Annotated in this window: 27 protein-coding genes; 10 read left to right on the forward strand and 17 right to left on the reverse strand. The window is 38.2% G+C overall.

Annotation, left to right across the window (positions count from 1 at the left end; all coding sequences use genetic code 11):
• Nucleotides 1-32 precede the first annotated feature (32 nt).
• From ACH8JV_RS02935 to rsfS, 4 genes are all read left to right on the forward strand, one after another.
• Nucleotides 33-821: a crotonase/enoyl-CoA hydratase family protein gene (locus ACH8JV_RS02935; RefSeq protein WP_016803787.1), complete on the forward strand. Its 789-nt coding sequence runs from the start codon at nt 33-35 to the stop codon at nt 819-821.
• Between the two features lie 11 nt (nt 822-832).
• Complete coding sequence (locus ACH8JV_RS02940; protein ID WP_396519636.1) at nt 833-1,699, forward strand: NAD(P)-dependent oxidoreductase; 867 nt, start codon at nt 833-835, stop codon at nt 1,697-1,699.
• A 16-nt stretch (nt 1,700-1,715) separates the two neighbouring features.
• A complete protein-coding gene (locus ACH8JV_RS02945) occupies nt 1,716-2,510 on the forward strand; it encodes a TIM barrel protein (RefSeq protein ID WP_348884821.1) in 795 nt (264 codons plus the stop codon).
• Between the two features lie 81 nt (nt 2,511-2,591).
• Nucleotides 2,592-2,993 (forward strand): ribosome silencing factor, encoded by a 402-nt coding sequence (rsfS, locus tag ACH8JV_RS02950; protein WP_001047580.1) that lies wholly within the window; start codon nt 2,592-2,594, stop codon nt 2,991-2,993.
• Between the two features lie 47 nt (nt 2,994-3,040).
• Here rsfS and ACH8JV_RS02955 read toward each other — a convergent pair whose 3' ends face one another.
• On the reverse strand, nt 3,041-4,309 hold the full coding sequence (locus ACH8JV_RS02955) for a hypothetical protein (RefSeq protein ID WP_396519638.1): 1,269 nt from the start codon (nt 4,307-4,309) through the stop codon (nt 3,041-3,043).
• 240 nt (nt 4,310-4,549) lie between these two features.
• Here ACH8JV_RS02955 and ACH8JV_RS02960 point away from each other — a divergent pair, with 240 nt between their 5' ends.
• Complete coding sequence (locus ACH8JV_RS02960) at nt 4,550-5,371, forward strand: SDR family NAD(P)-dependent oxidoreductase (protein ID WP_396519640.1); 822 nt, start codon at nt 4,550-4,552, stop codon at nt 5,369-5,371.
• Nucleotides 5,372-5,457: 86 nt separating this feature from the next.
• On the opposite strand, the gene ACH8JV_RS02965 is transcribed toward ACH8JV_RS02960, so the two are convergent.
• The 4 genes from ACH8JV_RS02965 to ACH8JV_RS02980 all read right to left on the reverse strand — a co-directional run bounded on the left by ACH8JV_RS02965 (nt 5,458) and on the right by ACH8JV_RS02980 (nt 9,145).
• The gene (locus tag ACH8JV_RS02965) at nt 5,458-6,021 is read right to left on the reverse strand and encodes a hypothetical protein (protein ID WP_396519642.1); all 564 of its coding nucleotides are present in this window, start codon (nt 6,019-6,021) and stop codon (nt 5,458-5,460) included.
• A gap of 203 nt (nt 6,022-6,224) precedes the next feature.
• A complete protein-coding gene (locus tag ACH8JV_RS02970) occupies nt 6,225-7,679 on the reverse strand; it encodes an NAD(P)(+) transhydrogenase (Re/Si-specific) subunit beta (protein WP_106440434.1) in 1,455 nt (484 codons plus the stop codon).
• Nucleotides 7,680-7,691: 12 nt separating this feature from the next.
• Complete coding sequence (locus ACH8JV_RS02975) at nt 7,692-8,006, reverse strand: proton-translocating transhydrogenase family protein (protein WP_000230434.1); 315 nt, start codon at nt 8,004-8,006, stop codon at nt 7,692-7,694.
• A gap of 11 nt (nt 8,007-8,017) precedes the next feature.
• A complete protein-coding gene (locus ACH8JV_RS02980) occupies nt 8,018-9,145 on the reverse strand; it encodes a Re/Si-specific NAD(P)(+) transhydrogenase subunit alpha (protein WP_396519644.1) in 1,128 nt (375 codons plus the stop codon).
• Between the two features lie 240 nt (nt 9,146-9,385).
• Here ACH8JV_RS02980 and ACH8JV_RS02985 point away from each other — a divergent pair, with 240 nt between their 5' ends.
• The 3 genes from ACH8JV_RS02985 (at nt 9,386) to ACH8JV_RS02995 (ending at nt 11,997) form a co-directional block, all read left to right on the forward strand.
• Complete coding sequence (locus tag ACH8JV_RS02985) at nt 9,386-10,312, forward strand: DMT family transporter (RefSeq protein WP_100290527.1); 927 nt, start codon at nt 9,386-9,388, stop codon at nt 10,310-10,312.
• Nucleotides 10,313-10,380: 68 nt separating this feature from the next.
• A complete protein-coding gene (locus ACH8JV_RS02990) occupies nt 10,381-10,788 on the forward strand; it encodes a RidA family protein (RefSeq protein WP_107973555.1) in 408 nt (135 codons plus the stop codon).
• A gap of 18 nt (nt 10,789-10,806) precedes the next feature.
• Nucleotides 10,807-11,997 (forward strand): MFS transporter, encoded by a 1,191-nt coding sequence (locus ACH8JV_RS02995; protein ID WP_396519647.1) that lies wholly within the window; start codon nt 10,807-10,809, stop codon nt 11,995-11,997.
• An 81-nt stretch (nt 11,998-12,078) separates the two neighbouring features.
• On the opposite strand, the gene ACH8JV_RS03000 is transcribed toward ACH8JV_RS02995, so the two are convergent.
• The 11 genes from ACH8JV_RS03000 to ACH8JV_RS03050 form a co-directional block, all read right to left on the reverse strand.
• Nucleotides 12,079-12,657, reverse strand: coding sequence for a TerD family protein (locus tag ACH8JV_RS03000; RefSeq protein WP_396519649.1), 579 nt, complete (start codon nt 12,655-12,657; stop codon nt 12,079-12,081).
• A 48-nt stretch (nt 12,658-12,705) separates the two neighbouring features.
• A complete protein-coding gene (locus ACH8JV_RS03005; RefSeq protein WP_396519651.1) occupies nt 12,706-13,419 on the reverse strand; it encodes a TIGR00266 family protein in 714 nt (237 codons plus the stop codon).
• A gap of 14 nt (nt 13,420-13,433) precedes the next feature.
• Nucleotides 13,434-14,729 (reverse strand): VWA domain-containing protein, encoded by a 1,296-nt coding sequence (locus ACH8JV_RS03010; RefSeq protein WP_396519653.1) that lies wholly within the window; start codon nt 14,727-14,729, stop codon nt 13,434-13,436.
• A 79-nt stretch (nt 14,730-14,808) separates the two neighbouring features.
• A complete protein-coding gene (locus tag ACH8JV_RS03015) occupies nt 14,809-15,384 on the reverse strand; it encodes a TerD family protein (protein ID WP_396519655.1) in 576 nt (191 codons plus the stop codon).
• A gap of 88 nt (nt 15,385-15,472) precedes the next feature.
• The gene (locus ACH8JV_RS03020) at nt 15,473-16,537 is read right to left on the reverse strand and encodes a DUF475 domain-containing protein (RefSeq protein ID WP_396519657.1); all 1,065 of its coding nucleotides are present in this window, start codon (nt 16,535-16,537) and stop codon (nt 15,473-15,475) included.
• Between the two features lie 58 nt (nt 16,538-16,595).
• Nucleotides 16,596-17,174, reverse strand: coding sequence for a TerD family protein (locus tag ACH8JV_RS03025; protein WP_396519659.1), 579 nt, complete (start codon nt 17,172-17,174; stop codon nt 16,596-16,598).
• Nucleotides 17,175-17,274: 100 nt separating this feature from the next.
• A complete protein-coding gene (locus ACH8JV_RS03030) occupies nt 17,275-18,459 on the reverse strand; it encodes a TerD family protein (RefSeq protein ID WP_396519661.1) in 1,185 nt (394 codons plus the stop codon).
• A gap of 22 nt (nt 18,460-18,481) precedes the next feature.
• On the reverse strand, nt 18,482-19,363 hold the full coding sequence (locus ACH8JV_RS03035; RefSeq protein WP_396519663.1) for an HpcH/HpaI aldolase/citrate lyase family protein: 882 nt from the start codon (nt 19,361-19,363) through the stop codon (nt 18,482-18,484).
• Nucleotides 19,364-19,367: 4 nt separating this feature from the next.
• A complete protein-coding gene (gene stiP / locus ACH8JV_RS03040; protein ID WP_396519665.1) occupies nt 19,368-20,519 on the reverse strand; it encodes a cysteine protease StiP in 1,152 nt (383 codons plus the stop codon).
• Nucleotides 20,503-21,324: an HAD hydrolase family protein gene (locus ACH8JV_RS03045; protein ID WP_396519667.1), complete on the reverse strand. Its 822-nt coding sequence runs from the start codon at nt 21,322-21,324 to the stop codon at nt 20,503-20,505. The genes stiP and ACH8JV_RS03045 overlap by 17 nt, the downstream gene beginning before the upstream one ends.
• Entirely contained in the window at nt 21,317-22,456 is a 1,140-nt protein-coding gene (locus ACH8JV_RS03050) for a phosphoribosyltransferase domain-containing protein (protein WP_396519669.1), read from the reverse strand. The genes ACH8JV_RS03045 and ACH8JV_RS03050 overlap by 8 nt, the downstream gene beginning before the upstream one ends.
• A gap of 493 nt (nt 22,457-22,949) precedes the next feature.
• Between ACH8JV_RS03050 and dusA the strand changes: the two genes are divergently transcribed.
• Together dusA and ACH8JV_RS03060 are read left to right on the forward strand one after the other, a co-directional pair.
• Nucleotides 22,950-23,954 carry a tRNA dihydrouridine(20/20a) synthase DusA gene (gene dusA, locus ACH8JV_RS03055; protein WP_396519671.1) on the forward strand — a complete coding sequence of 335 codons (1,005 nt, stop codon included), beginning with the start codon at nt 22,950-22,952 and terminating at the stop codon, nt 23,952-23,954.
• 336 nt (nt 23,955-24,290) lie between these two features.
• A complete protein-coding gene (locus ACH8JV_RS03060) occupies nt 24,291-24,800 on the forward strand; it encodes a hypothetical protein (protein WP_002050979.1) in 510 nt (169 codons plus the stop codon).
• Nucleotides 24,801-24,808: 8 nt separating this feature from the next.
• On the opposite strand, the gene ACH8JV_RS03065 is transcribed toward ACH8JV_RS03060, so the two are convergent.
• Entirely contained in the window at nt 24,809-25,702 is an 894-nt protein-coding gene (locus ACH8JV_RS03065) for a LysR family transcriptional regulator (protein WP_396519673.1), read from the reverse strand.
• Nucleotides 25,703-25,709: the final 7 nt, after the last annotated feature.

Genomic DNA, 25,709 nt, shown 5'->3' on the forward strand with positions numbered 1-25,709 from the left:
CGCTTATCGATAAAAAAATAAGCGGGAATTTCATGGCACTTTTACGTATAGAAAAGAATAATGGCATTGCGACAGTTTATCTAAACCGTCCCGATAAACGTAATGCCATGAGTTTTGCCCTCCTTAAAGAACTCGTTTCAACGGCTAAAGCCATACAGAAAGACCGAGATATCCGCTGTGTAATTTTAACTGGTGAAGCACAAGTATTTAGTGCTGGTATTGATTTATCTGACCTTAACAATCCTAAGAACTCCGCATTTGCGATTTGGGAACTTGTAAAGCCGGGACAAAGCCTTTTCCAAAAAGCATTTCTAATTTGGCAGAACTTACCTGTACCTGTGATTGCCGCACTTGAAGGTTATTGTTTTGGTGCGGGGATGCAACTTGCGCTGGCTGCCGATATCCGTATTGCTCACCCAGAGACTAAAATGTCGATTATGGAAAGTCGCTGGGGTTTAGTACCAGATATGGGACTTACCCGCTCACTTAAGGGTTTGATAGGTGTTGATCTTGCAAAAGAGCTGACCTTAACTGCCCGTGTATTTGACGGAAACTATGCAAAAGATATTGGCCTTGTAACTCACTTAAGTGAAAATCCATTAGAAAAAGCAAATGCGATTGCCTCAGAAATGCTGCAACGCTCACCAGATGCTTTGACTGCTGCAAAACGCGTATTAGATGCAATGGAGCATCAACCAGAAAAATCATTACGTCTAGAAAAAATCTGGCAACTTAAATTATTACTTGGTAAAAATAGCAAACTTGCTCGTAAAAAAGATAAACATCCGGAAGTTAAATTTTTACCACGCCAATATAGATAAGAGCATTGAAGATGAATTTTGATCGTAATACACCTATTGCCTTTTTAGGCATAGGGCTTATGGGAAGCCGCATGGCTAGCCGTCTTATTCAAGCAGGTTTTCAAGTTGCTGTCTGGAACAGAACAGCATCTGCTTGTGAAGAACTTATCGATATTGGCGCACACGCTCTCGATCTTTCAAACATCGGACAATACCCTATAGTTTTAACTTGTTTAGCTGACGATAAAGCTGTGCAAGCCGTATTTGAACAAATCCAGCCTCATTTAAAAGCAAATCAAGTTATTGTCGATTTTTCAAGCCTGTCCGTTGCTGCAACAAAAGCACTTGCTCAGGCTGCCGCGTCACAACATACGACATGGATTGACTCTCCTGTTTCGGGGGGAACCGCTGGTGCCGAACAAGGTACACTTGTCATTTTTGCAGGTGGAGAGGCTCAAACTATTGAAGCTTTAAGTCCTGTTTACAATGTGCTTTCCCAACGTGTAACACGTATGGGCGATACAGGTACGGGGCAAGCCACTAAAATTTGCAATCAACTGATTGTGGCAGCAAACAGTGCTCTTATTGCTGAAGCTGTAGCACTAGCAGACCGTGCAGGTGTAGACACGACATTACTCGCTCCCGCCCTAGCCGGTGGTTTTGCTGACTCAAAGCCTTTTCAAATACTTGCACCACGTATGGCAACTCATACATTCGAGCCTATTCAGTGGAAAGTTCAAACATTATCTAAAGATCTTAACAACGCGGTAACATTAGCTAAGAATGTTAATTTAGACATCCCTGTTGCACAAAAAGCTCTATTACAGCTACAAACTCACCAAAAAAATGGCTTTGCTGAGAAAGATTTAGCTACTATGATTCAAGTAGTAGAGCAATAATAAACGGAGTTTGTATATGGGTCGTCTTGCCGTTAACTTATCCATGATTTTTACCGAAGTTTCTTTAATTGAACGCTTTGCATTAGCCCATGCAGAGGGCTTTGAACATGTAGAAATCCAATTCCCATACGAACTTTCCATTTCCGATATTCAAGACCAACTTGAACGTTACAACCTAAGTTTATGCTTAATTAATGTTCCTGCTGGTGATCTTATGCAGGGTGGAAATGGTTTGGCAGGTATACCGGGTCAAGAAAAAGCATTTCGTGAAGCACTAGAGTTAGCTATTCGCTATGCCACTGCCTTAAAAGTACCTCGTGTTAATATTCTGGCAGGTAAGCAACCTCAAGATTCAGACCTACTCCCTTGCCTTAAAACACTCGCAAGCAATTTAAAATTGGCCTGTCATTTACTTACAGAACAGGGTATTGAACCTGTATTTGAAATGATTAATGGCACAGATATGCCACGCTTTTTAGTACAAAACATTGCCCAAGCCCAAGAAATGCTCGAAGCAGTCAATCACCCTGCCCTAAAAATGCAGTATGACTGTTACCACATGGCAATGATGGGTGAAGATGTACTTGAAGGTTTACAAGAAAATATTCACCAGATTGGCCATATTCAGTTTGCAGATTGTCCGGGACGCCATGAACCCGACACAGCTCAAATCCCTTATGAACAAATTTTTTCTTGGATTAAGCAAAGCGCTTATGAAGGCTACATTGCGGCAGAATACAAGCCTAAAAACGGGTCAAATCAGTCATTTACATGGAAAAAGAAATATTTTTCCGATGATGTAAATATATAAACTGTTACTAGTTTTGTTTGAAATTTAGCGCGAAAACCACTATATTAGATAGTGAGTAATTGTCAGGAAAATATACCCTATATGAATTTAGAACCATCGCCCAGCGTGTCTAATTCTCACGATTTCGCAATGAACACCTCAAATAAAGACGTACAAGCTTGTCTCAAAGTCGTCCATGACGCTTTAGTTGATGTAAAAGCAAAAGATATTCTACAGTTAGATGTTAGTTCTATTAGCAACGTTGCGGATGCTATTGTCATCGCGAGTGGTACATCTACTCGTCACGTCAAAGCACTTGCTGACAATGTTGCAGAAGAAGCTCGAAAAGCTGGTTTCCGCCCGATTGGCGTTGAAGGCGAACGAGATGCCGAATGGATCTTAATTGATCTTGGTTTTGTTGTAGTACACGTGATGCTACCAACTGCCCGCAAATTCTATGATTTAGAAAGCTTATGGCGTACTGCCCCAGAGTCAGTCGCATAAAATTTTTGCTTTTAAAAAAGCGGCTCTTTTGAGCCGCTTTTTTAATATCATTTGGTTATTAGTTTTTTTAAATTTTCATATTCTTGTGGGTATATTTCTATGAGATTTAAAATATTCCCCATATTTTGAAACAAGATCCAATATATTTCCTTGTCCTCTTTTTTCCATAAAGGGGCATAGTATTGGTATTTAGCCAAATTCAGTACCATTTTAATAGAATCCCTCAACACTTCCTTTTCATCATCTGTTTGACAATATTTCTCAATATGAATCAACCACTCCACTTTACCCCAAAAAGATAAGTTCTCAAAAAATTCTAATCTTTGTACAAAGCTAATTGGTGTTGTAGTTAGTAAATAAAGTTCGTCTACCTCTTTAAGCTCAGTACTCAACTTAGTAATTTTCTGAAGCAAATAAAATGGAAGCTTTAATTTTTTACGATAGAACAAATTAATTACTTCGCCCAATGAAATATACTTCATTTTAAGCGCTCTATATAAAATCATAAATAAAATAGACTTATCATTTAACTTATCTATATATAAATAAAAATCCTGTTTATTCCATTCTAAAATTATCATTTGTAATAAGCATTTTTTTACACTTGTATTCTCAAGCTGATTATTTTGAAATTGCATAAAATAGTTATTAAAATCAAAATTACGATTTTTCAATACAAAGATAGCAAAATCCACAATAGATAAGTACTTACTATTTAAAGCAAACAGCAAAATTTCATTATCTAATGCATCTAATTCCAACAAACGATTCAAAAGAACTTTTTTTACATCTACATATTTTGATTGTCGAAATTCCGACCTTAAAAAGTCTAGATTCTGCTTTACAGCAAACTTAATCCAATAGTACCTAATCCACTGATCATTTGCATTTTTAGCAATCTCAAGCAACTCTGATTCAATAATTAATTGGTTAGATTGGATATAATTAAATAAAGCTCTACTCAATTTCCCCTGTCTAGACAATAAAACCAATTTTACTTTATCTAAATTTTGATGAATTTTATCCATCAATATATCTTCAATCTCTCCTACAATTCGAATTCTTCCTTTAATTGCTTCAATGTCTAAAAAATAAGTGATACATAAATCCGCACAATCTGACCGTTCTGCCCACTCTAATAAATGACGAGCTGCGAGATGCCTATTAACTTGCACATAATCACTTAATTTACGTAGCAAATGTGGAAATAAGGATGGCTCGAAACATCCTGATAATTGTCGGAGTGCAGCTTCGCGCTGGTAACCATCCCAAAGATAAAGTTGATTAATTTTTACCCTAATCTCATCTATGTTCATTTTATTTGATTTATAAATTTTAAAGATCAATATATTAAACTTAATTCAATAAAATTAAAAAGTTAGATTTTAATATTTCCAGAAAATTATAGAATAATAGAGTTATCATTTTCTTATAAGCCTACCTTACGAGCTAGTCATCAGCCATTTTTAAATTTGACATGACAAATTGTCAAAATTACAGCACTATAACCATTCTTAAAGTCTCATCAATAAATAGCATAACTGGAGCACTAAAAAGTGAAGATACTCATTACAGGCGCCAACACAGGAATTGGCTTTGCCACAGCAGAACAACTTATAAAACAAGGGCAACATGTCATTTTGGCGTGTCGAAACCCTCAAAAAGCTCAAGAAGCACAAAACAAACTGCGCTCACTTGACCAAGGGCAAGTCGATATCGTTTCCCTTGACCTAAACAGTCTTGAGTTAACCAGAAAAGCTGCAGATGAAATTGCAGATAAATATGGCAATCTTGATGTACTCATTAATAATGCTGGGTTATTTGCAAGAACAAAACAGCTCACAGCAGATGGTTTTGAGCAACAATTTGGCGTTAATTATTTAGGTCATTTCTTACTTACTCAAAAGTTACTCCCAGTTTTACAACAATCTCCTCAAGCACGTATTGTTCATCTTGCATCTATTGCTCATTGGGCTGGTTCAATTAAACCTAATAAATTTCGTGCAGAAGGTTTTTACAACCCCCTGTTCTATTATGGGCAATCCAAGCTTGCAAACTTACTCTTCAGCAATGCACTAGCTGAACAACTTACTGGTAGTACAATTACAAATAATGCATTACACCCTGGTGGTGTCGCTTCAGATATTTATCGCGATTTACCAAAACCAGTTTATGCGGCCATGAAATTAGGCTTAGTTCCAACTTCAGTTCCTGCAAAACTTATTACGGAAATGGCAATTGGAGACTCATGGCAAAGCCGCAATGGCGAATATGTCAGTGCACATATGCCTGACTGGAAATCGTCACATGCTAAAAACCAGCAACTGGCACGTGATCTCTACCAACAATCAATCGACTTAGTAGAAAATTTTCTTTAAATCCCCAAAAGCAAAAAAAACCACCCGAAGGTGGTTTTTTATTTCAAAGTAATTTAGCGATCTGTACCATTAATTAATTTAGAGTTTTAATCATTAATTCTATATTTTTCAATTACACCTTGTTCTAACTCACGAGTTACACTAGCTGTAGTTCTATAAATATCTTCATGCTCCATAAAATGCAGATTCCAGAAACCCAACTCCCTACCATTCTTACCATATTCTTGAGAATGATGTAGTTCATAATTACTTATTTCATAAGAGTATAAATTCCCATTTCTATCGAAGTGATTGGTTCTAGATCCTAATAAATCCTTATTAAATTCAGTTATACAACTCGCCATCAGTATGAATTTATCATCCATAAAAATATAATCATCTACTCTAGACATATTCTTTGTTCTATCATTTAAAATTTCTTGATAGGCAACCAGTTTATAATTTTCTCCTGCATAGATTTCAATTATACCTATACGATTTAAACGATTAATTATGGTTATTTCTTCATAGATAAAATTATTATCTTTATCTAAACAGGTAATTTTGGAAGATACCCAAATAGATCGCTCCATACCAACATCTAAATCATTTAATATAATCTTTTTTATTGGATAGTCTTCATGTGCTTCTTGAACTGTGACTTCAATCATAATTTAAAGATATGCATGAGTGCATTATTATCAGTATTTTTAGTCTATAAGATATTTTCATTTTTTCAAATAGCGCCAATCTTGCTTCTAGTCACCAAAATCAATTCATTTTATTCGTTGATAGATTCAACGTCACAGCACTACAATACCTTTAATAAAAAAAGCCACCCTAGGGTGGCTTTTAAAATCCTGATTAGGCCAGTTTAGTGACCTGTACCATTAATTGCTTTAGTCATATCTTCAACAACTTTCTTAGCATCACCAAAGATCATCATTGTTTTTTCGTTATAGAACAAATCGTTGTCTAGACCAGCATAACCTGTTGCCATAGAGCGCTTAATCACCATGATTGTACGTGCTTTATGAGCTTCAAGAATCGGCATACCATAAATCGGCGAGCTTGGATCATCTTTCGCAGCAGGGTTTACAACGTCGTTTGCACCAATGACAAGTACTACGTCTGTTGCAGGGAAATCCGAGTTAATCTCATCCATTTCCAAGATGTCTTCATATGCTACGTCTGCCTCAGCAAGCAATACGTTCATATGACCAGGCATACGGCCTGCAACTGGATGAATTGCGAAACGAACGCGAACACCTTGCTCTTTCAGAATTTCACATAACTCTTTTACAGCATTTTGTGCACGGCCTTGCGCCATACCATAACCCGGTACAATCACAACACTGTCTGCATTTGACATTAAGAAGCCAGCATCATCAGCAGAACCTGAACGGTAGTTACGTTGAACTTGTTCACCTTTAGCAGCTGTCGAAACTGCCGCACCACCCATTGCACCACCAAACAATACGTTGATGATTGAACGGTTCATTGCTTTACACATGATGTAAGACAGAATCGCACCAGATGAACCAACAAGCGAACCTGCAACGATCAACATGTTGTTTTCTAGTGTAAAACCAATACCTGCTGCTGCCCAACCAGAGAACGAGTTAAGAAGCGATACCACAACAGGCATATCACCACCACCTACCGGTGCAATCCATACCCAGCCAAATGCAAGTGCAAGTGCTGTCATTGCCCAGAAAGCAGTCATGTTGCCAGTTGTGAAGAAGTAGAAACCACAAGCCAACATCGCAACAAAGATAAGTGCTTGAACAGGTTTAACCCATGCACCAGAGATTGTTTTAGCCCATTTTTTCGCAGCCAATTTACCGTAAGCAAATACAGATGCTGTAAAGGTAATTGCACCAACGAAACAACCAACAAACAATTCAAATAGGTGAACCTTGCTCATGTGTGCATGTTGCACGCCAGCCGCTGTTAATGCTGCCTCATTTTGAGCAAACAATGCTGTAAGCTGGTTATTATGCAAAATTGCAGCAACTGCAATTAAAACCGCAGCCAAACCTACCAATGAGTGCATAAGTGCAACAGTTTCAGGCATTTGAGTCATTGGTACAGTACGTGCACGTGCAATACCCACAATCGCGCCAAGCACCATTGCACCACCAATCATCCAGATCACTGGGTTGTTGGCAACAAAGAAGGTTGTCACAACTGCAATCGCCATTGCGATCATACCGTAACGGTTACCTTGAATTGCTGTTTTAGGGCCAGACAAGCCACGAAGCGTCAAGATAAAGAGGATTGCGCCTACAAGGTACAACCAGTTTGCATTTGCTTGAATAAATTCCATGTCAAAGCCCTCTTATTTCTTTTGCTTAGGCTTGAACATTTCCAGCATGCGCGCAGTTACTGCGAAGCCACCGAAAATATTAATGCTTGCTAAAAATACTGCAATCGCACCCAGTACACTCACCACATTCACACTTTGAAATGCAACATTAGCATCTACACCTAAAACAGGTAGACCCACTGTTTGTAGCATCGCACCAACAACAATAATTGATGACAATGCATTGGTTACCGCCATAAGTGGCGTGTGCAAAGCTGGTGTAACACCCCAAACAACGTAATAACCTACGAAGATGGCAAGGACGAAAATTGTAATAGTTTCAACCATGAGAGATCTCCTTAACCACGCTTAAGCAGCACTTGACCGCCATGAGTGACCAATAGGGCTTTTTGGATTTCGTCTTCTTGATTAATCGCAAAGTTTTTCTCTTTGTCGAATAAAGTCTCTACGAAATTAAAAACGTTACGTGCATATAATGCAGAAGCTTCTGTCGCAACAGTGGCTGGAATATTTGGAATACCCAAAATTTTCACACCATTTTCTGTAAACACAGTCTCGCCAACTTTAGAGCCTTCAACGTTACCGCCAGTTTCAACAGCCATATCTAAAATGACAGAGCCCGGTTTCATCTTGGCAACAGTTTCAGCTTTAATCAGACGCGGTGCATCACGACCTGGCAACAATGCGGTTGTAATCACGATATCGGCATTAGAAACAGCTTTATCTACAATCGCAGCTTGGTCTTTAATGTATTGCTCACCCGGCATCCAGCCATAACCATTTTTTGCTGCATCTGCCGCACGTTGTTGCTCTTCTTCAGACATTGGTACGTCTAACCATTTACCACCTAAAGACTCAACTTGATCTTTAGCTGTAGGACGTAAGTCTGTTGCTTCAACAACTGCACCCAAACGTTTTGCAGTAGCAATCGCCTGAAGACCTGCAACCCCAACCCCCATAATCACAACACGTGCAGGTTTCACAGTACCAGCAGCAGTCATAAGCATTGGGAACATGCGTTGATATTCGGCAGCAGCAAGTAAAACTGACTTATAACCAGCCAAGTTTGCCTGAGAAGACAATACATCCATGTTCTGTGCACGAGAAAGCGTACGAGGAAGCAATTCCAGAGCAAAAGCAGATACTTGCTGATTAGCAAATTGATCTAGCTCGGTATTACGATAAGGATCAAACATTGCTACAACAGCTGTATTTGCTGCAAGTTTTTGAATTTCCCCGCCTTGTGGCGCACGAACTTTCAAAATAATTTGACTACCCGTATAGGCATCATCCGTAATGGTTGCACCGACCTGTTCATAAGCACTGTCAATATACGCAGCCTTTACACCAGCACCACGTTCAATCACAACGCTATGACCAGCGCTAATCAACTTCTTTACTGTCTCTGGCGTAGCAGCTACACGATTTTCACCGACGACAGTTTCGGTTGGGATTCCGATCTGCATGAGCGTTCCTCAAGCTAATTTCTCATTGTCAAAAACATTGCAAACTGCAATGTTTCCCCCATGTGTATTCTTTGTACAGAATTTGGATTCTAATTGAACTTTTTGAAAATACCACCCACTATTTATTTAATAAATACCCATATTTTGAACTGATGATTCACGATATTTGACTTGGAGTGTAATATAGGAAGATTTTTCTTTTTTTTTGCAGACAATAGTCTCTCTTATACAGTCCTGTATATGAAAATTTCTTTATCTTCGTTTCAAATTGGGTCTTTTTTTGCGCTTTGTTCTGCTTTTCTATTCAGCACAAAAGCAATCTTTATTAAACAGACTTATGCCCTTTCTCCATTAGTAGACGGTACAGTCCTGATGGCTTTACGCATGTTAAGCGCTTTACCGTTCTTTCTACTCATTTGCTGGTTCAATAGGCATCATAATCAGGGCATAAAAAAGAAGGATTGGCTAATTTTAATTTTTGCTGGTCTATTAGGCTACTACTTCGCTAGTTGGCTCGATTTCATGGGTCTCATGTTTATTAGCGCCTCTTTAGAGCGGATTATCTTATTTTTATATCCAACACTTACCGTGATCGCATCAAGCCTGCTCTATAAACAAAAATTAGATGTAAAAAGTTTATTCGCCATTTTTCTTAGTTATGGTGGAACCGTATTGGTGATGCTTCAAGAGCACAACAATGCACCAATTCAGGGCAATTTTTGGTTGGGAACAAGTTTTGTATTTGCAAGCGCTGTAGCTTTTGCAGGTTATTTACTGCTAACACCACCATTAATTAAAAAATTTGGTTCTTGGAACTTCACAGGCTTAGCGCTCACTATCGCCTGTATTGGTGCATTAACACATTACGCTTTGAGTACACCTCACCCTATTCAGCTTATATTACAACTTCCCTCAAGCGTCATTTGGTATGGGGTCGGCTTAGGCTTTTTAGTCACCGTATTACCCACCGTTATGCTCATACAAAGCATTGAACGTCTGGGCGCATCACAATCTGCAATGATCGCTTCGATTGGACCGGTTTTAACAATTTTACTTGCCGTTCTTTTCTTAAATGAACATCTTAATATGTGGCAATGGGTCGGCTGCCTACTCAATATTGTAGGTGTCATGATGATTACGCTTAGAAAGAAAAGACTAAAACACTAAATTCGCTTGACCTCAACTTAAGTTGAGGTTGGATACTCATCTAAATTTTACTGAACGGTTGAGTTCCAATGAATAAAGAAACTTTTAAAATCATAAATCCCTCTACTTTATATAATCCAACACCAAATGCTTACAGTCATGTTGCCGTAGTCCAAAATTTTAACAATATTATTCATGTTGCAGGTCAAGGTGGTGAAGATTCAAAAGGTGAGCTGAGCTCAAATTTTCAAGAACAAGCCACTCAAGTTTTTAATAACATTCAACATGCTTTAACTGCGGCAGATGCAAAAATTTCTGATATTGCGGTTTTAAGAGTTTTAATTGTTGACCACTCGGATGAAAAACACCAAATTTTAATTAAAATCATGCAAAATCTATGGAAAAATCATCCTTTTCCAGCCTGCACGCTCATTCCTGTGCCACGCCTTGCATTAGAACGCATGCTTATTGAAGTTGAAGCAACGGCATATACTTAATAAAACTGAGAGAACATCATGTCTACCCCTGAAGATATCAGTCAAAATAAACCTTTGCTTTGGTTGATGGCAGCAGCATGTGGCTTATGTGCAGGTGTGAATTATTACTGTCAACCACTAATTCACTCTATTCAGCAAGAGTTTGCAGTAACTCAAGCGCAAGCCGCTTTAACAGTAACATTTGCTCAGGTGTCTTATGCTCTCGGTTTGCTCTTTATTGTTCCGATGGGTGACATCGTCAATAAAGCCAAGGCTATTCCATTTTTGATGGTGCTTTGTGCAGTTGGTCTATTTACTTCTGCGTTTGCTGTTAACTTGCCTATGCTCTGGATTGGTACAATTTTAGCGGGCTTGTTTTCTGTTGCAGCTCAAGTGCTTATTCCACTTGCAACCATGACAGTTAAACCTGAAAAAACAGGCGAGATTATTGGCTTTTTAATGAGTGGATTATTGGTCGGGATTTTACTCTCTACCAGTCTGGCAGGCTTATTTTCCAATCTTTTCCACTGGAAAGTGGTTTATGTGGTAAGCGGTGTATTAATGCTGCTATTGGCATTTACTTTAAAAAGCCGTTTGCCTTATGTCTTGCGTATGAAAATGAACTATGGACAAATCTTTGTTTCCATGGCTCAGCTTTTAAAGCAAGAAAAGCGATTATTATTAAGAGCGCTTACGGGTGCTTTTGCCTTTGCAGCAGTCAGTACTTTGTATTCCACCATTGCTCTACTTCTTACCTCGGCACATCATTTACCCGATCTATTTATCGGACTAGTCCCTCTAGTCGGTATCTTTGGTGCGTTATCAACACGTTATATTGGCAAATACGCCGATCAAGGCTACACAAGATTACTTACTTGGATGGGTTGTGGGCTATTTTTGGTGAGCTGGGTTTGTTTCTATTTCGGACAAACTTTACTTTCTACTTATGTTATTGGTTTTGCATTAATTCAATTGGCACTCGCGCTCGTTCACACCAGTAACCAAAGCATTATTTTTCGCTTACGTCCAGATGCTAAATCACGTATTAATGCCATTTATATGACGACTTATTTTATTGGTGGTGCAGCTGGTTCAGCATTAGGAATTTTTGCTTGGAATCATGGCGGATGGACCATGACATGTCTTGCCGGTGTTGGACTCGTTGTGTTTTGCATTTTGTTTAGTGTGATTGATGCTTTCTTACAAAAAAAGCAGCTAGCTCAGCCATAACGTAACTTGTTAAAAATCATCTTTCTATAATCCACCATTGCTTTGAACAATGGTGGAAAAGCTACTTAATCAAATACAAAATTAAATATGAGGTAAAACGTAAGGAACGATATCTTGAAAGGTACGTCCATGTACATTTTCACCAATTGCATGCATTTTCCATGCATCATTATGACGATAAATTTTTGCAATAATCAGGCCTGTATGCGCCCCTTGCGAGGAAAGTTTATAACTTGCAATTTCTTGGTTACTTGATTGATCAACCAAACGACAAAATGCATTTTCCACTTTCTCAAAACTCTGACCGCGGAAACTATTAACAGTAAACACCAAAGATTTTACTTGCGCTGGAATTTGATTAAGGTTGACACGAATCACTTCATCATCACCACTTCCAGCGCCTGTTAAATTGTCTCCAGAATGACGAATACTCCCATCTTTACTTTGTAGTTGACCAAAGTAGACAACATCAAGCATTTTTTTATTTTCATCAAATAAAATGACAGAAGCATCAAGATCAATATTACCACCACCGCCAAAACCTAAAAAACCTTTACTTTTTACGACATCCCAACCAACACCTAAGAAAACTTGCTGAAGGCTACTTCCATCTGCTTTTTGCAAATTGATTTTTTGACCTTTTTCTAAATTAATTGCCATATTATTGATCTCTCTATTAGGGCTATAACGACGATTACTTTTACTTTTTTAATGAGACTGCTGTCGGTTTAATTTTGACATCAACCACTGTAAAAAATTGTTCCGGTTTCTTGAACAAATGATGACTTTGCCAGCACCAGAAAAACGCAATACCATGCCTTCACCACTGGTTACACTATTCACCAAGTTGCCAAGAAAACCACTATTCTGTGAAGTTGAAACAGATAAATGATAATTTAAACGCGAATCCCAGCAGACCACATGCCCGTTATCAATAACAACCTCTTTATTCGGCTCTACTTCTAGCTCAAACAAGGTTCCACAACCAGAAACCACAACTTGACCTTGCCCACTGGTTTCCATAACAAGGAAACCACCAGTATTGCCAAAGAAAGCTCCACCAAGACTATTATTTAATCTTGCTTTAATATCAACTGAGTCGTGTGCAGCAACAAATGCACCATCACTTAAGATATATTGAGTCGCGCCAACATCAAGAATCTGCATATCCCCATCTAGTGAAGCAGACAATAAGCAATCACCATCTCCTCGTACAGCTTCAATATGCTGTTGAAATAAAGATTCATCATTAGCAAATCGACGTAATAAGGATTGCATCAAGCCACCCTGTAGCCGCCCCTTCAACTCGAGAGCATCCTCCATCATGACCATTGCATTACTTTCACAATAGATCCGGTCACCACGACGCATTGCAACATGTAAGAACGGTTCTGGCGAACCCACCAAACTAAAATGTGCCATTTTATTGATCCTTTTTAATTCCTAACAATTTGATGATGTCTGGCAGCATTTAACCAATCAGGAAATTCCTCTAATAACAATTCATATAAACGCTCATCCGAAACACTATCAATCCGATCTAAACTAAAGAAATTACAGTTATCAACAATACGACCAGACATTTCATCTAACTTTTCAAGTGCACCATAATCACGTCCGCCAATTCCAACAAATTGCCAAAAAATTGGAAGCTTGGCAGCTTGAGATAATATTTTTTTCATTTCTCGACGGCTTCCAACTCCACCATCAGAAATAAATAAAACATAAGTTGGAATTTGATCATTAAACTTCTGAAAATAATTAATTACAGCTTCAATTGCTGGAATTTCTTCATTGTATCGTGCTCCAACCGACCAATTTTTCCAACCTTGATGAGTTGTATTAATAAAATTATTAACATTCGTTAAAACAACATCATCTAGTTGTGTCGTTTTTGCAGCGAATGCCCAGCATTCAAAACTTCCGTTATCATCAAAATGGATTGCCAATGGCATCAAACGATCAACCACCTTTTGCACATCCCCACGGCGATATTGCCAATCCATTGATCCTGAAGCATCAAGCACCAGTGCAACTCTTGCTGTTACACCAAGCAAATTCTTTTTTTCTAACTGAACCAGAGATTTTTTAGTTAGATCAATAATTGAAGCGTTACCTGTTTTCTCTGCTTTTTCCAGTGACAGTTTTTTCTTAAGCTCAACACTCGATTGTTGCCCTGTAGACTCTTTCTGCACAACACCTTCATCTGCGACCTCGCCACCAAAATAACGAATTAATGCAGCTAAGCCATCATTAAAACCTTGTCCAATCGCAGCCAGTCGCCAAACTCCATCTTTACGATAGATTTCAATAAGCATAGTGGCACGTTCTTGATCAAATAACTGGCTATTGAGTTCTAATTCAGCAATAAACTGATTTTGTAGATTCATTATTTTGACAGTTATTTTCTGTACACTAGACATAACAGCATGACCATCAATTGCAGCAGTTAAAACTAAATGATGAATGCTCAAAGGAAGTTTTTGAAGATCAACTTTGAAATGGCTAGAATCAGTATTATTTTCAAGCAAACCTACAGCCTGACATGGCGTTTCAGGTTGATTATAAAATGTCATATATCGTTCATCACTTAAACGATACTGTGAATCAAGCCCGAAAGTAGCGATATCTAACTCAAAATCTGCTTGATATTGAATTTGGATATAAAAAGAGGATTGCCCCTGTAAAATATCATTTAATTTTATTTTTTGTCCGCGAACTAGGTTCAACATATAAAAAAACAACCTGTTTTTATCATTTATAAATATAAAGAAGAAAGACAGTGCCTAAACACTATCTTTCAAATTTCTCTTAAACAGAAACACCATAGGAAGCTGCTAAAGGCCCTAACCCACCAGCAAAACCTTGACCAATAGCACGGAATTTCCACTCACTACCGTGTTTATAAAGTTCACCAAAGATCATAGCTGTTTCAGTGCTACCATCTTCAGATAAGTCATAACGTGCGATCTCACTACCACCCGCATCGTTAGTTACGCGAATATAAGCATTCGCAACTTGACCAAAGTTTTGGTTACGAGCTTGACCATCATAAATCGTTACAGCAAAGATCACTTTTGAAACATCAGCAGGAACCTTACTTAAGTCCACGCTTAATGTTTCATCATCACCAGCACCTTCCCCTGTACGATTATCACCATTGTGAACTACTGAACCATCAGATGATTTTAGATTATTAAAGAAAATAAAGTCATTATCTGCACGGACCTTACCATTTTCATTAACTAAAAATGCAATAGCATCAAGGTCAAAAGCTGTTCCATCAGTCACGCGTGGATTCCAACCTAAGCCCACAGTTGTTTTGGTAATACCTGGTGCTTCTTTTGTTAAACTAACGTTACCGCCTTTAGTTAAACTAATTGCCATGTGAGTTACTCCTTATTAAATTTAAACTCATTATTTATTAGATTAGAATAATGGAGATCATAATAAATGATATATCCATTAATTTTTATTAAGCTTGTGTCTGATTTTTACTATAAGCAATCGAGGATAATACAGCCCATGCGATGAACGCAATTCCAATTAAGCCTGTTACGACCTCAGGAACATGCCCACCTGTTCCAGTGTACAACATAATTGCAGCCAATGCCCCTATGGCATAATGTGCACCATGTTCTAAATAAATAAAGGCTTCTAATGTACCTTGCTCAACCAAATAAATAGTCATAGAACGGACAAACATTGCACCTATTGCTAAGCCCAACATAATAATGACAACATCATTTGTGATTGCAAATGCACCAATAACACCATCAAAACTGAATGAAGCATCTAAAACTTCAAGATAAAGGAAACCACCAATACCCGCTTTAACCAGATTAGTAGACTTACCTGATACTTGCTCTTCACTTGATTCATCATCACTACTTTCTAGTAAGTGACCAATTACTTGAACACCAATGTATACAACAATGCCCCAAATACCAGCCACAATCACAATCAATTTCTGTTCTACAGGAACAAATGCTGACATAATAAGTAGAGCGATGAGCGATACAAATACAGACATTGCAGGAATGTTTGCTAAATTAGATAGATGTGCCTCCAACCAGTGGAACCAATGTGTATCTTTGCCATCATCAAATAAGAAGTTCAAAAATACCAAAAGCAGGAACATACCACCAAAAGCTGAAATTTCAGCATGGTGAGCTAACAACTTCTCGGAATATGCTTTAGGATCATTTAACGCTAACTTAGCAACTTCAATCATTCCCATGTCAGCAGTTACGCCAACAATTAATAAAGGGAAAATTAAACGCATACCAAATACAGCGACCAGAATCCCTACGGTAAGAAAAATCTTTTTCCAGAATTCATCCCAGTTCCGTAATACTGAAGCATTTACAACTGCATTATCAAAAGATAAGGAGACTTCCATAACAGCCAATACACCAGTAATCAATAATGCTTTAAGCATCATTGAAAAGCCTGCATTCGGCCCATGAGTAAAGCCCCACCACGCTGCTAATCCTAAACAGATCATGCTAAAAAAAATTGAGAAACGAAAATGTTTCATTTTTTACCTTTTATAAAAATTTAACGGTATTCATCATTTATTTATTGAAATGATAATTTTAGCCAACCTGAATACCATACTGTTGACACATTGCAGCCAATCCCCCAGCGTAACCTTGACCGACCGCTCTAAATTTCCATTCCCCATTATGGCGATACACTTCTCCGAACACCATTGCCGTTTCGGTAGAATAGTCCTCGGCCAAATCGAAGCGTACGACTTCTACATTTGTATCTTGGTTTACTACCCGAATAAATGCATTTGCAATCTGCCCAAAGTTTTGACCTCTTGCCTGAGCATCATGAATGGTTACTGTAATTGCGATTTTTTCAACTTCAGGAGCAACTTTTGAAAGATTAACCAACAAAGTTTCATCATCACCATCGCCCTGACCCGAACGGTTATCCCCTGTATGTTCTACCGAACCATCTTGTGATTTAAGTTGATTATAAAAAATAAAATCATGGTCACCACGAACCTTACCACTAGCTGTGAGTAAAAATGCACTCGCATCCAAATCAAACGCAGCACCATCAGTTGCACGTTCATCCCACCCTAATCCAATTAAGACTCGGACCAAATTAGGGTCTGTTTTACTTAAGGATAAATTTCCACCTTTATTTAAACTAATTGCCATTTTGCATTTTCTCCACTTCTTAACAATCGACAGTTCACAATCTCAATGATTCGTATATAAGTAAGTCTTTATGTTTTATGTTTTATCTTTAATTTAAATGTTATTTAGTACCTGCAACCCAACGTAAGCCGAAATTAAATGCTTGATCTAGCTCTCGGTGACCTGGCACATAACGCACATGACGTTGGACCTGAATACTACCGCTCTGATTCACTAACTCAACAATACCGCACATACCTAAAGGCTGTCCTTCAGTTAAACCAATCTCAATTGGTGGCTGATCGGGAACATAAATCGTCACTACTGCATCTGTCTCAGCCCAATTCGGTACACCTTCATAAATGAAAGCAAATAGCACTACGCGATGAATCTGTTGCCAATTCTGTCCATTAATTCGGAGCCATTCACCCTCTTTTAATGCGCCAGTACGGTCATCTGCAGAAAGCTGGATATATGGAAAATCGTTAAAACTACCAAATCTCTTTCCTAATGCCTGAACTACCGATTTAGTACCATCTTGCATTTCAAAAAGGCATCCCAAATCGAGATCAATTCCCTGATTCTGATTAAGAAGCTTTTTAAAGAAACCACCTGATTGTGTCTGCTGAGAACCCTGATTCCAATTCAGATTAATTTTTATCTCTCCAAACCCTTGTGCCTGTTTTTTTAAATTAATCTGACTATTACGTTTATCTAAAGTAATTTTACTTAAATTAATTTTCGGCTGCGTTACAGGAGTAGGTGGTATAGGTGCAGGAGGTTGATCACTAATTTCGACACCAAAATATTCAGATAAAGGCTTTAAGCCCCCATTAAAACCCTGATTTACAAAACGTAATTTCCATTGATCTTTATGGCGATAAACTTCCGCCAAAATCAGTGCCTTTTCTGTTTTTTCGGCACTCTTTACAGTTGCAGTAGCAGTGAGCTGCCCATTTTCCCATAATTCAATTTGAATATCCTGAATGGTATTTAGTACACCTTCACCATCAACCGTCGCACACATAGCGATTTTGTGAATATCAACATCCAACTTTTGTGTATTAATATTAAATTGAGCTAAATAAGGCACTTTGTGGGTCGTTTCAATTAAATCAACACTACAATTTGGTGTCTGCTTTTGGCCATAAAAAACCATATCAGCATCACCACGCACTTTACCTTGAGAGTTTAATAGATAGGCGGTTACATCTAGACCAATATTCGTTGGTAATGTTGTTTTAACTTTCAAATGAAATTGTGCAGAGGTTAAGACCAGATTGGCACCTGTAATGAGTTGTTGCATTGAATTCTCTCCCATTTTAATTTTATATTTTTAACCCAAATATTTTTGATCTTTCCAGAATCCTTTCTGCCCAACGACGATGTGTAGCTGGTTCCAACATACTTCCATGACATGCGAATACGGCTTTACCTGTATCTAATAAAATATCTTGGGCCTGCTTTAGTTCAATTTCATTAACCTGATAAGCTTGATGAACAATTGAAATTTGAGCTGGATGAATCACCGTTTTGCCTGATAAGCCATGCTGTAAATCTAAATACAACTCATCTTGCAATAATTTCACTTGACTAAAATGTTCACAAACTGGCGCGCTTAATGCAAAACCATGAGGTAAAAATTGACCAGCTAAATTGGCAATTAATGTACCCACTGGGGTTTGATACAACGTGATATCATTTGGACGACGTAAGGCCAAACAATTTAGTAAGTCATTTCCCCCAATTCTAAGAACAATAATTTTATGAAATTCAGGCAGGGCTTCTCTCAACTCTTTCATTTGTCCAATATCAAAACACTCTGCTGTCTCAAGGGTAGGCATATAAGCAAGTTCTGATGGAAGTACCTCCACCCACTGCTTAAAATTAGTCAAACCAAACTTTGGCAATACCATTCCATCTAAGGCACGAATTTCTGACCATTCCGCCAACTCAGCAGCCATCATGATATGACGGGGGCGAATGAAAATCTTAGGATGTTGTGTCCTATGTTGCCGTTGTTGAATTTGCTGTAATAATAATTTGAGATTTTTCTTGGCAAATTCAATTTCATGCTCAGCAACTGCATCTTCTAAACAAATTACTAAAGAGCGGAGCTCAGGATATTTTTCACCATTTACCACTTGCCACAAATCTGGACGAGTAGCTGGCATATATAAAGTTGCTCCTAGAGATAATGCAGATAACATGAAGCTAATCTTTCCCCAATTTTTGAATTAATGTGATCGCTTTATAAGGAGCGATTTGATCACCTACAATTTGCACAGGTGTTTTTGTGATACAAGTCAAATGACGTAGTAAAGCAGTATCTGGATCATCTGCATCACGCAGTAAAACCAGTTCAGGTACACGTCTTAAAATAGCTCGGGTTGCTTCAGCAATACTTGGTTTTATACGGTTAATATTTTGAATATTGTATTTTTTTGCCAGTTCTCGTATTACATGCTGGCTTTGGGTTTGCTGCACTTGTTGATATGCTTCTGTCCAGACCGCATTACTTTGGGGATTTAATGACCTTCGGAGCTGGTTGATTTGCTCAATAAATTGCTGAGACGTATCAAATTCTTTTAAATGAGGGTACTCAATACAACTATGCCATTGATCAATATTATTGGCGTTAAGCTCTTTGGCACTCAAGACCTCACCCTCACAGATACTTCGGGAAATTAATCCAGAAACTGTAGAGCCTAAAATACCCGATGGTATCAGCCAATCCTCTCCACTAGCCGCCAGCCACGCACAACCTGCAATATCTGATAACACAACTAATGGTATAGGCTTCCCATTAAAACGGGAATCATTACTTAAACTACGCTGTAATTCTTGACGGATAGCACCTTTACCTGTCCAACCATCCACAAACACAATCGAATCATGTCCATGTTTAGCAATAATAGTTTCCAATGCAGCAAAATCGATGCCACGATCTCGAATAATACTAATACCGTAATGTATACATTCGCACCCCAAGTCTCGTATAGCATGATAAAGCAGTACACCTAAAGGTACTCCTGCCCGCACAAAACTTACTAAAACGATTGGTGTAGCAAAATGACTAACCAAGGCCTGTGCCAATTGCTGAACTTCTTTTGCTAGGCGCTGCTGCCCTTGTTGCATTGCTTGCTCAAATAATTGTAAATGTCGTTCTGTTGGCGCACTCTCCACACTAATCATCTGCGAATAATGCTTTTCCCCAGATTGAATTAGACGCTCTTTTTTAATTGTATCTATCGGTTCAATATAAGTACGTTTCAATAGAAAAGTGACTTGTTTTTTTTGATAGCTGCCACTAAACCCATGCTTTAAAACTAATTCACTTGCCCTGTCTTTACTGATAATCGCCATAATATCCTTCTTCTTTATATTGCTGCGTCAAATTATGTGTTACCCAACGATTTAACTGACTATGGTTAGGCATTCCCCACCAATGACATAAGTTCAAAAACTCGACATCCGATAAACTATCGCCAAAACCAAGAATTGGACGTTGTTGAGATGCGAATCGTTGCAATAAAAAACGAGCAGCATTGGCTTTACTGACTGGTTTTGGAATTAACGCTAAGTTATTGCCATTTAAATGAAAATAGAAATCTTCTAGAAGTGTTGGACTTAATGTATTTAAGAGTTGTGGTAAGAAATTCGGTGCATAAGGATTATCATTTTCTGTATTTTGTTTAGCCACCACGTATAAACCCAAGCCCTGCTCATCAACAACCCAAGTTCGAATAGAACCAAACTCAAGGGCTTGCTTCTGTAGCACCTCAATTAAGATCTGCTGTTTTTTTTGATAAGGTGCTAGTGCACACTGCATTTGTATATGCCATTCTTGATTCACACTGAAATCCGCATTTAATACTGTTCCGCCATGTGAACACACAGCACCGTAATCAAAAGGTAAATGTACACGGGACAATGCTTCTGCGCTTCTTGCCGTTACTGGAATTAAATGCGTGTTATGTAGCAACCATTGTACAAAATGCTGTTGAATCGGGTTCATGTATGCCAATGGTTGTCCTTGCTTATCCGTTGTCACCATCTTAAAGTCAGCTTGAGGAGTGATGCGACGATGGGTCTGAAATAAAGTATCATCCAGATCAACTAGCATTAAAGGCGTCAACATATTAGGCGCATCAGATAAAAAGTTATTCATTTGCACCATACAAATTCACAGTTTGATGTGGAAATTCTACTGCACTGATTACTTCAGCATTTGGAATTGCATCTAATAAGCTCGTAGCGACCGAGTCAGCAGATGTTTCCACAGTAATCAAGATACGGTCATATTCTAAAGGGTTGATATTGTAAACAAAGTTTTGAATACCTAATCCATAGTTATCTGGAAAAGCTAAAGCAGACTGGATTGCGTGTCCTATTGCAATAGGTGAGCGGGTAATGGCACTAAATTTCACTTCAGCACCTTGTCTTTGCAAATCTTCTGCCAATAAAAAAGAAGACCAAACATACTCACCACTTCCTAAAACTAAAATTCGCTCTGCGGGTTTAGTTTTTAAACGAATATAGGCAGAGGTATCATAAACCGGTACACGCCCCCAAGTAGGTTCAGGTAAAGTATTAAATTTTCCAAATGCCACAGTGTCGACTTTTGGCATAGTAATAGGAGGAGGATTTTCTGCATCTTGCCATTTCCATTTGCCCTTCATCAAAGCAATAGATTGACAATTTAATCCCGCAATATGAATTCCTGCTGACCAGTCTGCCAGCGTCGCTGTAACAATATGTGAGAGCTGATCAAAACCTACCGCCTGAAGAGCTGACACAAGATTAATAAAGGTTTTTCCTGTAGAAGCTTCATCATCTACCAAAACAATACTTTTACTGGCTAAAATCTTCTTTTGGATATCTGCATCAGGTGATCCATATAATAATTGATCTTGCGCATGGCTATGTTCTTCTAAAAAACGGGCTAGTAAGGGCGCACCTTTAACTGGATGGCGTGTTGTCGTTATATAAATTGCATCAGAATAACGCTTCTGTAAGACCTGATGTACCCCTGCCCCTAAACCGACTGCTGTTTCAGCCATTCCAATCACAATAACTGGTTCTGGTAAATCATCAGGCACCGATTCAGCCAAATCGGTAAAAGCACGACGCATCACATCAGGGCTAACAGGAATATGTCGACCTAAAACTTTAGAAACAAATAAAAAAGCTCGCTTGGGGTTTATCCGCTCAGCAAAATCTAATAAATTCTGCCATTTCCAAGAGCTATTTTTATCAGGTTGTAAATATAATTTTCCACGCTGTAATTTTATCTCAATCATTTATTTCTTAAATCTAAATTAAAAAAATATACATAACGGTCTTTATATTACACAAATACTAAAAAATTTGCTTCTTATAGTGATCGATACTTTATATTTTTATGATTAATAATTAATTTTTAAGATAAAAATCATTAAACTATAGATCTTATCCTTATCGATCAATTTACAAGCAAACATTCTGGAAGTCTGAAATTAGCTATGAAGTATATAAATGGATGGGTTCCTAACAGTTTTAATTAAATTTGATTTATTAAATGACCTGAACAGCTTAATAGTAGCTTTGCTTTAAATTAACTACTAAATTTATTTGAAGCTTTCTTACAAAAAAAGCAGCTAGCTCAGCCATAACGTAACTTGTTAAAAATCATCTTTCTATATCCACTCCAAGGGCGGTTATAAATTATACGGTTAAAAGCCTCTGTCGATTCAAGGTTAAACCCCGTATAATGCTGCCCTTTCTTTAATTTAGCGACTTTTGGGTCTATTGGCTATGCAATCACTTCAATCGTTACAACCTCGTATTTCTGTCGCGCCTATGATGGACTGGACTACAAAGGACTACCGATTCTTTGCACGCTTGTTTAACCCAAACGTTGTGCTCTATACAGAAATGGTGACTACAGGTGCGATTCTATTTGGCGATGCAAAACGTCATTTAGACTACAATGCTCAAGAGCACCCAATCGTACTGCAACTCGGTGGTTCAAATCCTCAAGAGCTTGCCACTTGTACAAAAATGGCTGAAGACTGGGGTTACGATGAAGTCAACCTCAATGTAGGCTGCCCAAGTGACCGCGTCCAGAATAATAAAATCGGTGCATGTTTAATGGCAGAACCAGACTTGGTCGCTGAATGTATTCATAGCATGCAAAAAGCGGTGAATATTCCGGTAACGGTAAAGCACCGTATCGGTATTGATGACATGCAGTCTTACGAAGAAATGCTGCACTTTGTAGACACCGTTGCGGCAACAGGCTGTACTCATTTTGTTGTGCATGCACGTATTGCGATATTGAAAGGTTTGTCTCCGAAAGAAAACCGTGAAGTGCCACCACTACGTTATGAAGATGTTTACCGTTTAAAGCAAGAACGTCCACACCTGACCATTGAAATTAACGGTGGAATTAAAACTTTTGCCGAAACTCAAGCTCATTTACAGCACGTTGATGGTGTGATGATTGGCCGTGAAGCCTATCACAACCCTTACCTACTTGCTGAGCTTGGCCAACTTTGGAACCTAGAAGCACCAGACCGTTTCGATATTATGGAACAAATGCTGCCTTATATCGAACAACGCCTGGCTGAAGGTGCGCCACTCTCTATCATTACCCGTCATATTTTAGGTTTATTCCAAAATTTACCGGGTGCCCGTAAATGGCGTCAGGCATTGAGCGGTGGAAATGCAAAAACTTTAGCTGATGTCGAGAATGCAATTCAAAACATGCAAGCTGCCATTATTCGTACTGAAGAATATGTAAAAGAGCATCAGGTTTAAGCCTGCTTAACCTTCTTAAATTGTAAGAAAATGTGGCATTTTAAATCAGAGACTTAGATTTTGAGTATATTCGCAAATGTCGGCTCAAAATATTCAAATTTAAGCTCTGATTAATTATTTATAATGAATAATATCAAACAATTAAATTTCACTGCTTTTAGTCGCTATTTCAACTAGGCTATTTTTTCTCAGTCAGAAATAAAAACTGGAAAAAAGATACGTTATTACATAACATAAACAAAACTTTTAAGTTTGGGCAATTAGTATCTCTGAACGCCACAGGTAGGTGGTGATTTTCTAAATACGGATATAGGTAGTACGGGTAGAGATTTCACGATGATTATTTATGACGGACAAGTAGCTGATAACTATATGTATCAGGATTCAAATCAGGCAGCGATTGTTGTATCACACAGCACACCAAGCCTTCCTTATCCCTTCACCATGAAACCCAATAATCACCGCACTGAAAGCAACACCCCTCCAGCCATAGATGTAGAAAAATTCGTAGCAAAATTAGAAAGTGTTACCTCTAGACGCAGCAAAGCTCGTTGTGCACGTAGCATTCGTCTTGCACTTGAATCTGCTGGTGCCGATGTTGAAAACCACCCAATTGCAGCATCTGATTGGGGCGATACCCTGAAAAAAATTGGCTATAAAGAAATTAACCCAGCTTTTGATGAGCCTCAAGAAGGCGACATTTACATCATTCACAGAACCCGCAATCACGTTTATGGACATATTGCTGGTTACACAGGCAGTGAATGGGTGTCAGACTTCAAACAAAGCAGTTATGACGTCTACAAAGACGACAACGTTACCTACACTTACTATAGATTAGGTTAATTAACTTTTTAAGGTAAAAACATTTGATGAATTTGCTCGGCACAGCGCTGAATCATTTCATCATGATCTTTTCTATAGACCAATAAAACTTCTGAAAGTGACAAATGATCTGCCAAGGGTAAAAGCTTTACCTGATTAGGCAAAATTTGTTTGAACTCTTCAGGAACTATACTGATTCCCAAATTTGCAGCAACCAATTGTAGCTGTGAAACCTTCCGTGACTGAATCGGGGCTTTTTGTGGGGTAAATCCTGCAGCTAAACACAGATTTGCGACCAAATAACTTAAGCCCCCTCTTTCAGCATGAGGTGAAGATACAAAATACTCATCTTTTAAGTCTTTTAAATAAACCTTTTCTTCTTTAGCAAATTTGGCATGATCAATATGCACAGCCACCATTAATGGCTCTTCATATAACTTAACAACACTCATCTCATCTAATGTGTGCCGAACGGGTGGCCGAATAAAACCAATATCAATTTCACCATTCATTAACGCTAAGATCTGTTGTTCTGATGACAAGGTATTCAGCTCAAAACTCAGCTGCTGGGTTAAGCTAACTTCTTTTAATATTTGTACCTTTTTATGCTCCATAACAATGCTGCTTGAATGAGCAATTTTAATCTGACGGTTTTTCCCATCCGACACACTTTTAGACAGGTCAATAATTTCATTTAAGTAAAGCAAGTTATCTTTTATTTTCTTATAGAAGACCTCTCCCGCTGCCGTGAGTTTTGCTCTTTTGTCAGTACGGTCAAACAACTGAAAATCAATTTCTTCTTCTAATAGTTTCATTTGTCGACTTAAAGCAGACTGAGCAATAAATAGCTTTTCTGAGGCAGCAGTAAAACTCCCTTCTTCAACAATTTTTATGAAATATTGGAATTGTTTTAATGTGAGCATTATCATC

Origin of the sequence: Acinetobacter sp. ABJ_C5_2, assembly GCF_044538485.1 — a bacterium.
Classification (GTDB): Bacteria; Pseudomonadota; Gammaproteobacteria; order Pseudomonadales; family Moraxellaceae; genus Acinetobacter; species Acinetobacter nosocomialis_A.

Coding starts and splice junctions, on each gene's coding strand:
- ACH8JV_RS02935 (WP_016803787.1), top strand. CDS start 33: ATGGCACTTTTACGTATAGAAAAGAATAATGGCATTGCGACAGTTTAT.
- ACH8JV_RS02940 (WP_396519636.1), top strand. CDS start 833: ATGAATTTTGATCGTAATACACCTATTGCCTTTTTAGGCATAGGGCTT.
- ACH8JV_RS02945 (WP_348884821.1), top strand. CDS start 1,716: ATGGGTCGTCTTGCCGTTAACTTATCCATGATTTTTACCGAAGTTTCT.
- rsfS (WP_001047580.1), top strand. CDS start 2,592: ATGAATTTAGAACCATCGCCCAGCGTGTCTAATTCTCACGATTTCGCA.
- ACH8JV_RS02955 (WP_396519638.1), bottom strand. CDS start 4,309: ATGAACATAGATGAGATTAGGGTAAAAATTAATCAACTTTATCTTTGG.
- ACH8JV_RS02965 (WP_396519642.1), bottom strand. CDS start 6,021: ATGATTGAAGTCACAGTTCAAGAAGCACATGAAGACTATCCAATAAAA.
- ACH8JV_RS02970 (WP_106440434.1), bottom strand. CDS start 7,679: ATGGAATTTATTCAAGCAAATGCAAACTGGTTGTACCTTGTAGGCGCA.
- ACH8JV_RS02975 (WP_000230434.1), bottom strand. CDS start 8,006: ATGGTTGAAACTATTACAATTTTCGTCCTTGCCATCTTCGTAGGTTAT.
- ACH8JV_RS02980 (WP_396519644.1), bottom strand. CDS start 9,145: ATGCAGATCGGAATCCCAACCGAAACTGTCGTCGGTGAAAATCGTGTA.
- ACH8JV_RS02985 (WP_100290527.1), top strand. CDS start 9,386: ATGAAAATTTCTTTATCTTCGTTTCAAATTGGGTCTTTTTTTGCGCTT.
- ACH8JV_RS02990 (WP_107973555.1), top strand. CDS start 10,381: ATGAATAAAGAAACTTTTAAAATCATAAATCCCTCTACTTTATATAAT.
- ACH8JV_RS02995 (WP_396519647.1), top strand. CDS start 10,807: ATGTCTACCCCTGAAGATATCAGTCAAAATAAACCTTTGCTTTGGTTG.
- ACH8JV_RS03000 (WP_396519649.1), bottom strand. CDS start 12,657: ATGGCAATTAATTTAGAAAAAGGTCAAAAAATCAATTTGCAAAAAGCA.
- ACH8JV_RS03005 (WP_396519651.1), bottom strand. CDS start 13,419: ATGGCACATTTTAGTTTGGTGGGTTCGCCAGAACCGTTCTTACATGTT.
- ACH8JV_RS03010 (WP_396519653.1), bottom strand. CDS start 14,729: ATGTTGAACCTAGTTCGCGGACAAAAAATAAAATTAAATGATATTTTA.
- ACH8JV_RS03015 (WP_396519655.1), bottom strand. CDS start 15,384: ATGGCAATTAGTTTAACTAAAGGCGGTAACGTTAGTTTAACAAAAGAA.
- ACH8JV_RS03020 (WP_396519657.1), bottom strand. CDS start 16,537: ATGAAACATTTTCGTTTCTCAATTTTTTTTAGCATGATCTGTTTAGGA.
- ACH8JV_RS03025 (WP_396519659.1), bottom strand. CDS start 17,174: ATGGCAATTAGTTTAAATAAAGGTGGAAATTTATCCTTAAGTAAAACA.
- ACH8JV_RS03030 (WP_396519661.1), bottom strand. CDS start 18,459: ATGCAACAACTCATTACAGGTGCCAATCTGGTCTTAACCTCTGCACAA.
- ACH8JV_RS03035 (WP_396519663.1), bottom strand. CDS start 19,363: ATGTTATCTGCATTATCTCTAGGAGCAACTTTATATATGCCAGCTACT.
- stiP (WP_396519665.1), bottom strand. CDS start 20,519: ATGGCGATTATCAGTAAAGACAGGGCAAGTGAATTAGTTTTAAAGCAT.
- ACH8JV_RS03045 (WP_396519667.1), bottom strand. CDS start 21,324: ATGAATAACTTTTTATCTGATGCGCCTAATATGTTGACGCCTTTAATG.
- ACH8JV_RS03050 (WP_396519669.1), bottom strand. CDS start 22,456: ATGATTGAGATAAAATTACAGCGTGGAAAATTATATTTACAACCTGAT.
- dusA (WP_396519671.1), top strand. CDS start 22,950: ATGCAATCACTTCAATCGTTACAACCTCGTATTTCTGTCGCGCCTATG.
- ACH8JV_RS03060 (WP_002050979.1), top strand. CDS start 24,291: ATGATTATTTATGACGGACAAGTAGCTGATAACTATATGTATCAGGAT.
- ACH8JV_RS03065 (WP_396519673.1), bottom strand. CDS start 25,702: ATGCTCACATTAAAACAATTCCAATATTTCATAAAAATTGTTGAAGAA.